Source organism: Streptomyces sp. NPDC021749, assembly GCF_040640655.1.
Taxonomy (GTDB): domain Bacteria; phylum Actinomycetota; class Actinomycetes; order Streptomycetales; family Streptomycetaceae; genus Streptomyces.
The window spans coordinates 24,484-37,639 of the sequence record NZ_JBFACE010000021.1 but is presented as its reverse complement, the minus strand read 5'-3'; the positions used below and the strand labels follow the sequence as shown (position 1 = coordinate 37,639).

13 protein-coding genes are annotated in these 13,156 nt (G+C 73.0%); 4 read left to right on the top strand and 9 right to left on the bottom strand.

Annotated elements, in window-relative coordinates; all coding sequences use genetic code 11:
- Positions 1 to 22: 22 nt before the first annotated feature.
- The 3 genes from lpdA to AB0G35_RS21390 all read right to left on the bottom strand — a co-directional run bounded on the left by lpdA (position 23) and on the right by AB0G35_RS21390 (position 4,258).
- The gene (gene lpdA, locus AB0G35_RS21400) at positions 23 to 1,411 is read right to left on the bottom strand and encodes a dihydrolipoyl dehydrogenase (protein WP_360951559.1); all 1,389 of its coding nucleotides are present in this window, start codon (positions 1,409 to 1,411) and stop codon (positions 23 to 25) included.
- A 321-nt stretch (positions 1,412 to 1,732) separates the two neighbouring features.
- The gene (locus tag AB0G35_RS21395) at positions 1,733 to 3,274 is read right to left on the bottom strand and encodes a leucyl aminopeptidase (RefSeq protein ID WP_360951556.1); all 1,542 of its coding nucleotides are present in this window, start codon (positions 3,272 to 3,274) and stop codon (positions 1,733 to 1,735) included.
- Positions 3,275 to 3,463: 189 nt separating this feature from the next.
- The gene (locus tag AB0G35_RS21390) at positions 3,464 to 4,258 is read right to left on the bottom strand and encodes an adenosylcobinamide-GDP ribazoletransferase (RefSeq protein ID WP_360951553.1); all 795 of its coding nucleotides are present in this window, start codon (positions 4,256 to 4,258) and stop codon (positions 3,464 to 3,466) included.
- A gap of 74 nt (positions 4,259 to 4,332) precedes the next feature.
- Here AB0G35_RS21390 and AB0G35_RS21385 point away from each other — a divergent pair, with 74 nt between their 5' ends.
- On the top strand, positions 4,333 to 5,070 hold the full coding sequence (locus AB0G35_RS21385) for a hypothetical protein (protein WP_360951762.1): 738 nt from the start codon (positions 4,333 to 4,335) through the stop codon (positions 5,068 to 5,070).
- Here the strand turns inward: AB0G35_RS21385 and AB0G35_RS21380 are convergent.
- The 5 genes from AB0G35_RS21380 to AB0G35_RS21360 all read right to left on the bottom strand — a co-directional run bounded on the left by AB0G35_RS21380 (position 5,045) and on the right by AB0G35_RS21360 (position 10,666).
- A complete protein-coding gene (locus AB0G35_RS21380; RefSeq protein WP_360951550.1) occupies positions 5,045 to 5,773 on the bottom strand; it encodes a hypothetical protein in 729 nt (242 codons plus the stop codon). The two genes, AB0G35_RS21385 and AB0G35_RS21380, sit on opposite strands and share 26 nt — an antisense overlap.
- Complete coding sequence (locus tag AB0G35_RS21375) at positions 5,770 to 7,530, bottom strand: phosphatidylglycerol lysyltransferase domain-containing protein (protein ID WP_360951547.1); 1,761 nt, start codon at positions 7,528 to 7,530, stop codon at positions 5,770 to 5,772. Before AB0G35_RS21375 ends, AB0G35_RS21380 begins: the two co-directional genes overlap by 4 nt.
- A 106-nt stretch (positions 7,531 to 7,636) precedes the next feature.
- A complete protein-coding gene (gene cobT / locus AB0G35_RS21370; protein WP_360951544.1) occupies positions 7,637 to 8,683 on the bottom strand; it encodes a nicotinate-nucleotide--dimethylbenzimidazole phosphoribosyltransferase in 1,047 nt (348 codons plus the stop codon).
- Positions 8,684 to 8,693: 10 nt separating this feature from the next.
- Positions 8,694 to 9,323: a hypothetical protein gene (locus AB0G35_RS21365; protein ID WP_360951541.1), complete on the bottom strand. Its 630-nt coding sequence runs from the start codon at positions 9,321 to 9,323 to the stop codon at positions 8,694 to 8,696.
- 62 nt (positions 9,324 to 9,385) lie between these two features.
- The gene (locus AB0G35_RS21360) at positions 9,386 to 10,666 is read right to left on the bottom strand and encodes a bifunctional adenosylcobinamide kinase/adenosylcobinamide-phosphate guanylyltransferase (protein WP_360951538.1); all 1,281 of its coding nucleotides are present in this window, start codon (positions 10,664 to 10,666) and stop codon (positions 9,386 to 9,388) included.
- Between the two features lie 131 nt (positions 10,667 to 10,797).
- Between AB0G35_RS21360 and AB0G35_RS21355 the strand changes: the two genes are divergently transcribed.
- Positions 10,798 to 11,013 carry a hypothetical protein gene (locus tag AB0G35_RS21355; protein WP_360951535.1) on the top strand — a complete coding sequence of 72 codons (216 nt, stop codon included), beginning with the start codon at positions 10,798 to 10,800 and terminating at the stop codon, positions 11,011 to 11,013.
- Between the two features lie 67 nt (positions 11,014 to 11,080).
- Here the strand turns inward: AB0G35_RS21355 and AB0G35_RS21350 are convergent, their stop codons facing one another.
- Positions 11,081 to 11,677, bottom strand: a complete 597-nt coding sequence (locus tag AB0G35_RS21350) for a DUF3043 domain-containing protein (protein WP_360951532.1) — start codon at positions 11,675 to 11,677, stop codon at positions 11,081 to 11,083.
- Between the two features lie 284 nt (positions 11,678 to 11,961).
- Here AB0G35_RS21350 and AB0G35_RS21345 point away from each other — a divergent pair, with 284 nt between their 5' ends.
- Positions 11,962 to 12,741: a PspA/IM30 family protein gene (locus AB0G35_RS21345; RefSeq protein WP_360951529.1), complete on the top strand. Its 780-nt coding sequence runs from the start codon at positions 11,962 to 11,964 to the stop codon at positions 12,739 to 12,741.
- Positions 12,742 to 12,805: 64 nt separating this feature from the next.
- Positions 12,806 to 13,084, top strand: a complete 279-nt coding sequence (locus tag AB0G35_RS21340; protein ID WP_360951526.1) for a hypothetical protein — start codon at positions 12,806 to 12,808, stop codon at positions 13,082 to 13,084.
- Positions 13,085 to 13,156: the final 72 nt, after the last annotated feature.

The window sequence follows — 13,156 nt, the reverse complement described above, 5'->3', positions numbered from 1 at the left end:
GGTCGTCGCGCCCGGACTCGGGTCAGTCGTGGGAGTGGAGGGGCTTGCCGGCCAGGGCCAGGTGGGCCTCGCCGAGCGCCTCGTTCTGCGTCGGGTGCGCGTGCACCAGCTGCGCAACCTCGGCCGGCAGGGCCTCCCAGTTGTAGACCAGCTGGGCCTCACCGACCTGCTCGCCCATACGGTCACCGACCATGTGGACGCCGACCACGGCACCGTCCTTGACCTGGACGAGCTTGATCTCGCCCGCGGTCTTGAGGATCTTGCTCTTGCCGTTGCCCGCGAGGTTGTACTTGAGGGCGACGACCTTGTCGGAGCCGTACAGCTCCTTGGCCTTGGCCTCGGTGATGCCCACCGAAGCGACCTCGGGGTGGCAGTACGTCACCCGCGGCACGCCGTCGTAGTCGATCGGGACCACGTTCAGGCCCGCCAGCCGCTCCGCCACCAGCATGCCCTCGGCGAAGCCGACGTGCGCGAGCTGGAGGGTGGGGACGAGGTCACCGACGGCCGAGATGGTCGGCACGTTGGTCTGCATGTACTCGTCGACCAGGACGTAGCCGCGGTCCATCGCGACGCCCTGCTCCTCGTAGCCCAGGCCCGCCGAGACCGGCCCGCGGCCGATCGCGACCAGGAGCACCTCGGCCTCGAAGGTCTTGCCGTCGGCGAGGGTGACCTTGACGCCGTCGGCGGTGTACTCGGCCTTGTCGAAGAAGGTGCCGAGGTTGAACTTGATGCCCCGCTTGCGGAAGGCCCGCTCCAGCAGCTTGGAGCTGTTCTCGTCCTCGACCGGGACGAGGTGCTTGAGGCCCTCGACGATGGTGACGTCGGTGCCGAAGGACTTCCACGCCGAGGCGAACTCGACGCCGATCACGCCGCCGCCCAGGACGATCGCGGACTTCGGCACGCGGTCCAGCTTCAGCGCGTGGTCCGAGGAGATGATGCGGTTGCCGTCGATCTCCAGGCCCGGCAGCGACCTCGGCACGGAGCCGGTCGCCAGCAGGACGTGGCGGCCCTGGACGCGCTGGCCGTTCACGTCCACGGAGGTCGGCGAGGACAGACGGCCCTCACCCTCGATGTACGTCACCTTGCGGGAGGCGATCAGACCCTGCAGGCCCTTGTACAGGCCCGAGATGACGTCGTCCTTGTACTTGTGGACCGCCGCCATGTCAATGCCCTCGAAAGTGGCCTTGACACCGAACTGCTCGCTCTCGCGAGCCTGGTCGGCGATCTCACCGGCGTGCAGCAGAGCCTTCGTGGGGATGCAGCCGTTGTGCAGGCAGGTACCGCCGACCTTGCCCTTCTCGATCAGGGCGACGTCCAGGCCCAGCTGCGCCCCGCGCAGGGCAGCGGCGTAACCACCGCTACCGCCTCCGAGGATCACTAGGTCGAAAACGGTGCTGGCGTCGTTCGCCACGTCACGTCCTCCATGCATGGATGCGCCGGACCGGTCTGCGATGACCGGACCGCGGCTGTTGTTCGGCCGCTTTAATTTCGGCCCTGGGTAAGGGGGGCCCTGTCCTGCCGAGAACCCATCTTCGCACTTGTTCAACGAAGCCGGGACGGCGGGCCGGACTCTGGACGGCTGAGTCGCCGCCTGAGGGGGCTGCCGGCGGGTTACCCGTGCGTATGCACGTACGGATTTCGTCGAGGGCGAACATGCCCCCGGTACGCACACCGACGGCCCCGGGCTGTGAGCTCGGGGCCGTACGGACAAAACAGACCAGACGGGCCAGCGTCAGCCGAGGTCGCCCGCGGCGGTGCGCTCGGCCAGCCGCACCAGGGTGCGGACCGCGGAGCCGGTACCACCCTTGGGGGTGTAGCCCCAGGGCGAGCCCTCGTGGAAGGCCGGGCCGGCGATGTCCAGGTGGGCCCACGGGATGCCCTCGCCGATGAACTCCTTCAGGAAGAGACCGGCGACCAGGCCGCCGCCCATCCGCTCACCCATGTTGGCGATGTCGGCGACCGGAGAGTCCATGCCCTTGCGCAGGTGCTCGGGCATCGGCATCGGCCAGGACTGCTCGCCGACCTCCTCCGCGATCTCGTGGATCGAGGTGCGGAACGCGTCGTCGTTGGCCATGATCCCGAAGTGGCGGTGGCCGAGCGCCAGCACCATCGCACCGGTCAGCGTGGCGACGTCCACGATCGCGTCCGGCGACTCCTCCGAGGCCCGGGCCAGCGCGTCGGCCAGGACCAGCCGGCCCTCGGCGTCGGTGTTCAGCACCTCGACGGTCTTGCCGCTGTACATGGTCAGCACGTCACCCGGGCGGGTGGCGGAGCCGGACGGCATGTTCTCGGCGAGCGCCAGCCAGCCGGTGACGTTCACCTCCAGGCCCAGCCGGGCCGCGGCCACGACGGCGGCGAACACCGCGGCGGCCCCGCTCATGTCGCACTTCATGGTCTCGTTGTGGCCGGCCGGCTTGAGCGAGATGCCGCCCGAGTCGTAGGTGATGCCCTTGCCGACCAGCGCCAGGGTCTTGTCCGCCTTGGGGTGGGTGTAGGCGAGCCGCACCAGCCGCGGCGGGGCCTCCGAACCCTGGCCGACACCCAGCAGACCGCCGTAGCCGCCCTTCTTCAGCGCCTTCTCGTCCAGCACCTCGACCTTGAGACCGAACTCCTTGGCCGCGGCCTGCGCCTCGGCCGCGAAGGACTTCGGGTCCAGGGCGTTGGAGGGGGTGTTGATCAGGTCGCGGGCGCGGTTGATCTCCGCGGCCAGCGCCTGCGCGCGCTCGGCGGCGGCCTTGAACTCCTTGTCGCGCGGCTTGCCGCCGAGGAGCGCGACCTCGCCCAGCGGCGCCGACTTGCCGTCGTTCTTCTTGCCGTTCTTGCCGCTGCCGTTGCCGTTGCTGCGGAACGCGGTGAAGGTGTACGCGCCGAGCAGCGCGCCCTCGCTCACCGCGGCGGCCGCCTCGGCGTCCTCGACCGGCAGCGCGAAGCCGGCCTTCTTGCTGCCGGCCAGCGCCCGGGCGGCACTGCCCGCGGCGCGCCGCAGCGCCTCGTGGTCGTAGCCGTCACCCTTGGCCGGCGCGTCGCCCAGGCCGACCGCCAGCACGACCGGCGTCTTGAGACCGTCCGCCGCGGGCAGCTTGGTCACCTCGCCCTCGGCACCACTCGCGCCGAGGGTCTCCAGCACACCGGCGAGCTTGCCGCCGAACGCCTTGTCCACGGCCTCGGCGCCGGGAGCCACGACGACGCCCTTGGCGCCCTTGGCCACGCCGACGACGACGGCATCCGCACGCACCGTTGCGGCGGAAGAAGTACTGAGGGTCAGTGCAGTCACGGTGATGAGAGTCCTGTTCCGTCCGGGAATCCGTTGTCGCGCCTAGGCGCGCTGCTGCGGCCGAGCCTACGCTCGGCGGCGCCGCGAGGCCCGGCCTGCCGCCGTACCGGCGCGGACCGTTGCGCGGCAGGTCGTACCGATCACGGTCAACTCATGGACGATACAAGGGAATTGGCGGAAACGGGCGGATCACCCGAGGGTCAGCGCCAGCAGCGCGGTCAGCCCCGCGCCCTCCGCGAGCGCACCGAACACGTCCCCGGTCACCCCGCCGAACCGCCGCCGGCAGTGCCCCAGCAGCAGTTCGCCGGCCGCCAGTCCGAGCACCGCCGCCAGCCCCGCGTGCACCGCCCCGTACGGGCCCCACACCGCGCCCGCCGCCGCACAACCCGCGACCACCAGGGCGGCGCACAGCAGCGCCGCACGCACCGGCACGGTCCCCGCGACCGCCGCGCCCAGCCCCTCCGGACGGGCCGCCGGCACCCCCGTACGGGAGGCCAGGGTCAGCGCGCACCGGCCGGTGACCGCGGCCACCGCCGCCCCCAGCGCGCCGTACGCCCAGCCCGCCCCGTACAGCCCGGCCAGCGCCGCCACCTGGGCCAGCAGGGTGAACAGCAGCGTGAGGACACCGAACGGGCCGATGTCGGACTGCTTCATGATGCGCAGCGCGTCCTCGGCGGGCCTGCCGCTGCCCAGCCCGTCGGCGGTGTCGGCGAGCCCGTCCAGATGCAGTCCGCGGGTGAGGACGGCGGGCACCGCGGCGGTGCCGACCGCGGCCAGCAGCGGGCCGCCGCCGAGCAGCAGCAGGCCGCCGCCGAGCGCGGCCGCCGAGCCCCCGACGACCAGGCCGGCCAGCGGCGCGCAGAGCATCCCGCCGCGGGCCGCCGCCCGGTCCCAGCGGTGCACCCGCACCGGCAGCACGGTCAGCGTGCCGAACGCGAAGCGCAGGGCGTCGAAGCGGGCCGGGGGAGCGGGCGACTCGGTCATCGCGGCAGGCTATCCGGGCGTCCGCCGCGCCCGCCTCCCGCCCCCGGCCGTCCTGAGGGGGCCTAATGGTGCCCATGGGTCACTGGTGGTACCGCAACATCGTCGAGCCGGGAAAGCTCCTGCTGCTGCTCGCCCTGGCCTCCTTCGTGCTGACCTTCCTCGTCACCCGGGTCATCACCCGGCTGATCCGGGCCGGGAAGGGCCCGTTCCGCAACATCTCGCCCGGTGGGCTGCACGTCCACCACGTGGTGCCCGGCGTGGTGCTGATGGTCGTCGGCGGGTTCATCGCGATCGCCGGCGACCGGCGCGGTTTTGGGGCGGGGGTCGCGGCGGTGGTCTTCGGGATGGGAGTCGGCCTGGTCCTGGACGAGTTCGCGCTGATCCTGCACCTGGACGACGTGTACTGGACCGAGGAGGGCACCAAGAGCGTCGAGGTCGTCATCCTCACCGTCGCCCTGGTCGCCCTGATCCTCGGCGGCTCGTTGCCGTTCGGCGTCAACGAACTCACCCCGGACGAGACCGCCGACCGCCTCACCGTCGCCCGGACGGTCGCGGTGAACTTCCTCTTCGCGCTGCTCGCACTGCTGAAGGGGAAGGCGCGGCTGGCGGTCATCGGGGTCTTCGTGCCGTTCGTCGCGCTGTTCGGCGCGGTCCGGCTGGCCCGGCCCCACTCACCGTGGGCCAGGCGCCTCTACCGCAACCGCCCCCGGGCGCTGGCCCGGGCCCGGGTCCGCGCCTACCGCCACGACCGCCGTTGGTCCGCCGTCCGCCGCAAGGTGGAGCACCTCATCGGGGGTGCTCCCGACCGGTGACCCGCTGCGCGTCCCGCGGTTTCACCGGCCGCCAGGCCTCCCACAGCCCGCACACCACCAACACCCCGAGGATCGCCGCGAGGTGCTCCTTGCCGGCCAGGTTGTTCTTGATGAACAGCACCTCGAACACCATCGAGAGCACCACCAGGGACCCGGTGAACCACGCCCGGTAGCGCCAGCACACGAACACCGCCAGGCCGACCACGGCCGCCGACGGGCCGGTGTCGATGACGTACTTGTCGGAGTCGGGCAGGCCCAGCGGGCTCTGCGGGCCGATCCAGATGCCGATCCGGGCGTACATCGTCCCGGCGAGCGTGGCCACGTACGCGACCAGCAGCGTCCTGCGCCAGCCCAGGCAGGTCTCCGCGATGCCGAAGACCACCAGGATCTGCGCCAGCGCGCCCCACACCGGAAGGTCCAGCGCGGGCACGAACAGCGACAGCGGGGTGCGCAGCAGCGCGATCCACAGGTGCTCGTACGCCTGGACCGAGCCGATGTCCTGGACGGCGTGGTAGCCCCACGCCTGGTTCTGCACGAACTGGAAGACCAGCGTCAGGCAGACCGCGGCGAGCGTCACCGGGATCGCCCGCAGCCTGGCCGCGACCAGCTCCGACCGCACCGTCCGCAGCAGCGGTCCCCACTCGGCCCGCGCCGCCCGGCGCAGAACGGCTATCTCCCGCCGTCCCGCACGGGCCACACTCATCTCACGTTCTCCAGGTGCTTGCGGTTCAGCCACTTCGGCAGACCAGGTGCTTCCAGGAAGCCTTCCGCCCGGGCGGCGGCCAGGCCGATCCGCAGCAGATCGGTGCTCTTTTCGAAGAGCATGTACCGCGGCTCCCAGATGGGCCGGTATTTCGCGTTGGCGCGATACAGCGATTCGATCTGCCACCACCTGGAGAAGAAGCTCAGCAGCGAGCGCCACAGGCGCAGCACCGGGCCCGCGCCGAGCCGCGCGCCGCGTTCGAAGACGGAACGGAACATCGCGAAGTTCAGCGAGAGCTGAGTGATCTCCACCTCTTTCGCCCGCTGGATCAGCTCCAGGACCATGAACTCCATCAGCCCGTTCTCCGACGCGCGGTCCCGCCGCATCAGATCCAGCGACAGGCCCTTCGCCCCCCACGGCACGAAGCTCAGCACCGCCCGCAACTCGCCCTGCGCGTCGGTGCATTCCAGCATCACGCAGCGGCCGTCCGCCGGATCGCCGAGCCGGCCCAGCGCCATCGAGAAGCCCCGCTCGGTCTCCCCGTCCCGCCAGTCGTCGGCCAGCTCCAGCAGCCGGGCCATCTCCTCGGCGGGAATGTCCTCGTGCCGCCGGATGCGGACGGTGTAGCCGGCCCGCTGGATGCGCTTGTACGCCTGCCGCACGGTGCGCATCGCCCGGCCGTCGAGGGTGAACTCCGCGGTCTCCACGATCGCCTCGTCGCCCAGCTCCAGCGCGTCCAGGCCGTGCCGGGCGTAGATCGTGCCGCCCTCCTCGCTCGCGCCCATCACGGCCGGCGCCCAGCCGTGCGCCCGGGCCTCGGCCAGCCACCCCTCGATCGCCCCGGGCCACGCCTCGGGGTCGCCCAGCGGATCGCCGGAGGCCAGCGACACCCCGCCCACCACGCGGTAGGTGATCGCCGCCTTGCCGCTGGGGGAGAACAGCACGCTCTTGTCGCGGCGCAGCGCGAAGTAGCCCAGCGAGTCCCGGTCGCCGTGCCGGTCCAGCAGGGCGCGCAGCCGTTCCTCGTCGTCCTCGGTGAGCGGCTCGGTGCTGCGCACGGACCGGAACGCCGCCCAGAGCACGGCCACCAGCAGCAGCGTGCTCAGCACGTTGATGGCGACGTTGACCCAGTTCGGGGTGTCGATGCCGGGGAAGCGGTGGTCGTCGGCGGCCAGCGACACCAGGCGCATCAGGCCGTAGCGCCAGCGCGTGACGAACGTCGAGGACGCGTCGTGGGCGGTGTTGGTGACGGTCACCAGCAGCGCCGCCAGCAGCGAGGTGACCAGCAGCCCGCCGACCGCGACCGCCGCCGCCAGCTTCGGGTTCGACCGGTCGCCCTTGGCGTAGAACTCCCGCCGGCCGACCACCAGGGCGACCGCGAACACCGCCGTCACCACCAGCGACACCCAGTTCTGCGGATGCCCGCGGAACTCCGGCGCCGCGGCCAGCGCGAAGCCGAACAGCCCCACCAGCAGCCCGGACAGCACCAGGTTCAGGATCCACGCGGCCCGCTTGCGCCGCCGCAGGGTCACCGACAGGAACAGCGAGAAGGCCCCCGAGGCGAACCCCGCGGTCAGCAGGTACGGGGTGAAGTACTCCTCGACGTTGTGCCGGCGGATGTCGGTGCCGAACGACACCCACACCGCGCTCAGCAGGTTGAGGAACGTGACCGTGCGCAGGTACCAGATGCCGAACCAGGCGCCGCGCCGTGACCAGGTGCCGCCGCGCTGCTCGCGGCGGCGTTCGTCCGGACTCAAGCGATGTCTCCCATAAAAAACGTGTAAAGCCGTGATCTTATGGGGCGTCGCCGGTGGTCCGGTACGGGCGGGAAGGAGCGCCGCCCCGGCCGGGGCGGCGCGCGCCTCAGTCGCGTACGGGAAGTTCTGCCGCCAGGGCCGCGGCCGCCTGCACCAGCGGCAGGGCCAGCAGCGCCCCCGTCCCCTCGCCAGCAGTGACGCCGTGGTCGAGCAGAGGGTTGAGCGCGATCCGGTCCAGCGCCTTGGCCTGCGCCGGCTCACCGCTGGCCTGACCCGCCAGCCACCAGTCCGGCGCCCGGAACGCCACCCGCTGCGCCACCAGCGCACAGGCCGCCGAGACCACGCCGTCCAGGATCACCGGCGTCCGGCGCACCGCGCTCTGCAGCAGGAACCCGGTGATCGCCGTCAGGTCCGCGCCGCCGACCGTGGCCAGCAGCTCCAGCTGGTCGCCGAGCACCGGCCGGGCCCGCCGCAACGCGTCCCGGATCGCCGCGCACTTGCGCATCCACGCCAGGTCGTCGATCCGCGCCCCGCCGCGGCCGGTGACCACCGAGGCGTCCGTACCGCACAGCGCGGCGACCAGGGTGCTCGCCGCGGTCGTGCCGCCGACGCTCAGATCGCCCAGCACCACCAGGTCCGTACCGGCGTCCGCCTCCTCGTCCGCGACCGTCATCCCGGCCCGGAACGCCGCCTCGGCCTCCTCGGCGGTCAGCGCGTCCTCGACGTCGATCCGGCCGCTGCCGCGCCGCACCCGGTGCCGGGTGACCTCCTCGGGCAGTTCCCCGGGCTCGCAGTCCACCGCCATGTCCACCACACGCAGCTGCGCCCCGGCACCCCGGGCCAGCACCGCGGCCGGGCTCGCACCCTCCAGCACCGCCCGGACCAGGTCCTTCGTCCCGCCGGCCGGCCGGGCCGAGACACCCAGCTCCGCCACCCCGTGATCGCCGGCGAACAGCACCAGCCGGGCCTGCCGGATCGGCCGCACCGGCACCTGCGCCTGCGCGCCGGCCAGCCACTCGCCCAGCTCGTCGAGGCGGCCGAGCGCGCCCGGCGGTACGGCCAGCCGCGCCCGTCGCTCCTCGGCGTCACGGCGCACCCCGCCATCGGGGCGCTCGATCAGATGGGCGAAGTCATCGAGGTTCAGGGCGCTCATTGGGCGCAGATTACCGGCAATGCGTTCGGCGTGCGGCGGGGTTGCGGCCGCCGTCGCCGGCCCCGCTCCCGCCCCGCCGCGGCCGCTCGTCGCCGCGCGGGGCAGCGGGCCCCGCGGCGAAGCGGACCTCGTACACCCGCGGCCGCAGCGCCCGCGGCACCGGCGGCCGGTACCGGGGTGCCGACGGCCGGCGGACGGACCCCGGTACCAGGCCCCCACGGCCCGCGACCAGGGCGGCCGCGCGCCGCGGCAGCGCGTCGAAGACCAGCGCACCGCCGGGGAACCGCGCCGCGCACACCGCCAGCAGCGCCCGCCCGGCCGGCAGCGGCAGCCGCCGCAGCACCCCCGCCGCGATGACCACGACCCCGCCGGACGTCCCGGCGGGCACCGCGGCCGGCCACGCCCGGCCGGCCGGTTCCCGGGCGAGGGTGTGCCGCCGGGCGGTGTCCGGCAGCAGCATCCGGCGCACCGCGGCGGCCTCCTCCGGCAGCACCGAGAGCCAGTGCAGCCGCCCGTTGTCCAGCCGCCAGAAGCCGGTGCCGAGCCCCTCGTCCAGTGCGACCACGGTCGCCTCCGGGTGCTCCGCCAGATAGGCGCGCACGGCCGCGTCGACACACTCGGTCAGCCCGTATCCGGTCACGGGTCAAGAGCACCCGGCGCCGCGCTCCCGGGCAAGCGGACACGGGCGCGGCCGGGCCCGCGTCATCCGCGCAGCGCAAGCGCCTGGCCCGCGACGACCAGCAGCACCTGCTCGCACTCGGCGCCGAACGCCGCGTTCAGCCGCCCCAGTTCGTCCCGGAACCGGCGGCCCGCCGGGGTCGCCGGCACCACCCCCGAGCCGACCTCGTTGCTGACCGCCACCACCGGCCGGTGCGTCGCGCGCACCGCCGCCACCAGCGCATCGGTCCGCTCCCGCAGCGCCTTCCGGCCGCCGCCCTCCCAGGCCGCGTCGTCCCACGCCCCGACCTCGTCCATCGCATGCGTCAGCCACAGCGCCAGACAGTCGATGAGCAGCGGCGACCCGCCGCCCGCCCGGTCCGCCGCCCCCGCCTCGCCGTCCGGCCCGGCATCCGCCAGCAACGGCACCAGGTCGCAGGTCTCCACGGTCCGCCAGCTGCTCGGCCGCCGCTCCCGGTGCAGCGAGATCCGCGCCGCCCAGTCCGCGTCGCCGTCCCGACTGCCGCCGGTGGCCACGTACAGCACGTCCGGGAACGCCGCCAGCCGCCGCTCGGCCTCCACCGACTTCCCGCTGCGCGCCCCGCCCAGCACCAGCGTCCGGCGCGGCAGGTCCGGCACCGCGTGGTACTCGCCGACCACCAGCGAACTGCCGTCCGGGACCGCCCGCGCGCCCACCGCCGCCAGCCTGCGGTGCAGTTCGGGCCCCGGCGGCACCTCGTGGTCGAGGTGCACCGCCACCACGTCCGTCGCCGCGTCCACCGCCCCGCTCGCCCGCAGCCGCGCCAGCGCGTCCGGCCGGCCCAGCACGTCGAGCAGCACCAGGTCGTACGGACCGTTCCCGCCGGCGCCGTCGTAGCCGCCGCTCGCGGTGCCGTTCCCGTCCGTCAGCCCGGCCGGCGCGGCACCCGGCGGCAGATACAGCAGCCGCTCGCCGGCCGGCCCGGAGATCTCGTACGCGGTGCCCGGGATGTCCACCGCCAGGGCCCGGATCCGGTGCCCGTCGAGCAGCGCCAGCTCCCGCCCGTCCGCGACCCGGCCCGGCGTCGGCAGCCCGGCCGGCACCTCCAGCGCCGGCCCCTCGTGCGGATGCGACAGCAGCACCTGCCGTACGCCGGCCAGCGACCGCCCGGCGCGGGCCGCCGCGAAGGCCGGACCCGGCGTGAGATCGATCAGCAGCGCGCCGTCGACCAGCAGCGCGGTCGCCGCCCGTGCCTCGTCGCCGACGGCGGTCGCACAGGAGGCACACGGGCAGTCGGGGCGCGGCAGCCCGAGCGGGGCGCCGGTGCCGAGGAGAGTCACATCCACACCGCGAGTTTCTCGCGTCCGCTCCCGGTGAGCGCGGCGGGGGCGGACTCGACACGGCCGTTAGGCTCTCGATCAGTACGACAGGCGCGACAAGCACGACTCACGTACCCGGTGGGACCCAGGAGGCGGACATGGCGTGGACGTGGCGGTTCGAGAAGGCGGACGGTACGGAGGCGGTGCCCGCCGTGGAGCCGGAGGAGTTCACGACGCAGGGCGACGCGGAATCCTGGATCGGCGAGGAGTGGAAGGCCCTCCTCGAAGGCGGCGTCGACCAGGTCCGCCTCTTCGAGGACGGCCAGGAGGTCTACGCGGGCCCGATGAGCCTGCACGCGGCCCAGGAGGGCTGAGCAGCACCCCGGACGGCACGAAGGGCCGGACCCGCCCAGGCGGGTCCGGCCCTTCGGCATACCGGAACTACGGCCGCTGGCCCCGCTTGACCTGCGGCTTCGGCAGCCGCAGCCGCCGCATCTGGAGCGTGCGCATGACCGCGTAGGCCTTCACGCCCTTGAGGTTCTCGTTGGGGAACTTCTCCTGCAGCCGCTTGCTCAGGCGGAACCAGATCAGGATCGAGTCCAGCACGATCAGCACGATGATCACGAGCCACAGCAGCAGCGCGATGCTCTGGATCGACGGCACCCGGATCATGGTCAGCACCAGGATCACCACGGCCATCGGCAGGAAGAACTCGGCGACGCACCAGCGCGAGTCGACGAAGTCGCGCGCGAACCGGCGCACCGGTCCCTTGTCCCGCACCGGGAGGTACCGCTCGTCGCCGTTGGCCAGCGCCTCGCGCTGCCGGGCGAGATCGGCACGGCGGGCCTCACGCTGGGCCTTCGCCGCGTCCTTGCGGTTGGTGGGGGTGTGCGCACGGGCCCGGCGCTGCGACTGGGAGTCGCTGCGCTTGGGCGTCGGGCGGCCCTTGGGGGCCTGCGGGTCGCGGGGCTGCTGGGGCTGGTCCGCGGTCACCTTGGCGGTCGCGGCCTGCTCATCCTTCGAACGGCTTCGGAACACAACACCCAAGAGTACGTGGTCGCCGCCCGGGAGCCAGGGGCCGACGGGCACGATCCGGCAACGGCACCCCTCGGAAGGCGGCGGTCACGCCCCGTCCGGCGACTCCCCGCAACCCTCTCCCTACTCCTTGGGCGGGAGGAAAGGCCGTCCCGATCGTCCTGGAGGAGGAGCGCATCCGGGCGCGAACAGTGCGGTAATGGAACCAGGGCCCGTACTGTGGGGTCTGTAGATGTGCTGGAGCCTAAGCCCGATGCAAGTCGGTCAGAAGGGGGCGCGCGAGGCCCATGAGCGATGGTGTCATGAAGCGGATGGGGATGATCTTCCGCGCGAAGGCCAACAAGGCCCTGGACCGGGCCGAAGACCCGCGCGAGACCCTCGACTACTCGTACCAGAAGCAGCTGGAGCTGCTCCAGAAGGTACGCCGCGGAGTCGCCGACGTGGCGACCTCCCGCAAGCGCCTGGAGCTGCAGCTCAACCAGCTCCAGGGCCAGTCCGCGAAGCTGGAGGACCAGGGCCGCAAGGCGCTGGCGCTCGGCCGTGAGGACCTGGCCCGCGAGGCGCTGACCCGGCGCAGCGCGCTGCAGCAGCAGGTCACGGACCTGGAGACGCAGCACCAGACGCTCCAGGGCGAGGAGGAGAAGCTCACCCTCGCCGCGCAGCGGCTGCAGGCCAAGGTCGACGCCTTCCGGACGAAGAAGGAAACGATCAAGGCCACGTACACCGCGGCCCAGGCGCAGACCCGGATCGGCGAGGCGTTCTCCGGCATCTCCGAGGAGATGGGCGACGTCGGTCTGGCCATCCAGCGCGCGGAGGACAAGACCGCGCAGCTGCAGGCCCGGGCCGGCGCGATCGACGAGCTGATGGCGTCCGGTGCGCTGGACGACCCGTCCGGCATGGCCAAGGACGACATCACCGCCGAGCTGGACCGGCTCTCCGGCGGCAGTGACGTCGAGCTGGAGCTGCAGCGGATGAAGGCCGAGCTCGCGGGCGGTTCGCCGGCCGGCCAGCAGGCCATCGAAGGCGGCAAGCCCCAGCAGGACCAGCCGCGTTTCGACAAGCAGTGACGACCGGCGGCGGTTAGCCTCGCAGGGATCGGGAGACCGTCGGAGCGGACCAAGGGAGACCGTCGTGATCGTACGGATCATGGGGGAGGGCCAGGTGAAGCTGGACGATGCCCACTTCATCGAGCTCAACAAGCTGGACGACGAACTGCTCGAAGAGATGGAGAGCGGCGACGAGGCCGGCTTCCGGCGCACACTCGGCGCTCTCCTGGAGGCGGTGCGCCGTATGGGCACCCCGCTCCCCGACGATTCCCTCGAACCGTCCCAACTGATCCTGCCGTCCCCCGAGGCCACGCTCGACGAGGTCCGGGAGATGCTCAGCGACGACGGCCTGATCCCGGGCTGAGTCCGCCTCCGGACGGCCACCCGGCCGTCCGCGCCCGCGCGGCCGGCCGCCACCGGCCGCCCCTTTTCCAGT

Coding starts and splice junctions, on each gene's coding strand:
- AB0G35_RS21345 (WP_360951529.1), top strand. CDS start 11,962: ATGAGCGATGGTGTCATGAAGCGGATGGGGATGATCTTCCGCGCGAAG.
- AB0G35_RS21380 (WP_360951550.1), bottom strand. CDS start 5,773: ATGAGTGTGGCCCGTGCGGGACGGCGGGAGATAGCCGTTCTGCGCCGG.
- AB0G35_RS21385 (WP_360951762.1), top strand. CDS start 4,333: ATGGGTCACTGGTGGTACCGCAACATCGTCGAGCCGGGAAAGCTCCTG.
- cobT (WP_360951544.1), bottom strand. CDS start 8,683: ATGAGCGCCCTGAACCTCGATGACTTCGCCCATCTGATCGAGCGCCCC.
- AB0G35_RS21390 (WP_360951553.1), bottom strand. CDS start 4,258: ATGACCGAGTCGCCCGCTCCCCCGGCCCGCTTCGACGCCCTGCGCTTC.
- AB0G35_RS21355 (WP_360951535.1), top strand. CDS start 10,798: ATGGCGTGGACGTGGCGGTTCGAGAAGGCGGACGGTACGGAGGCGGTG.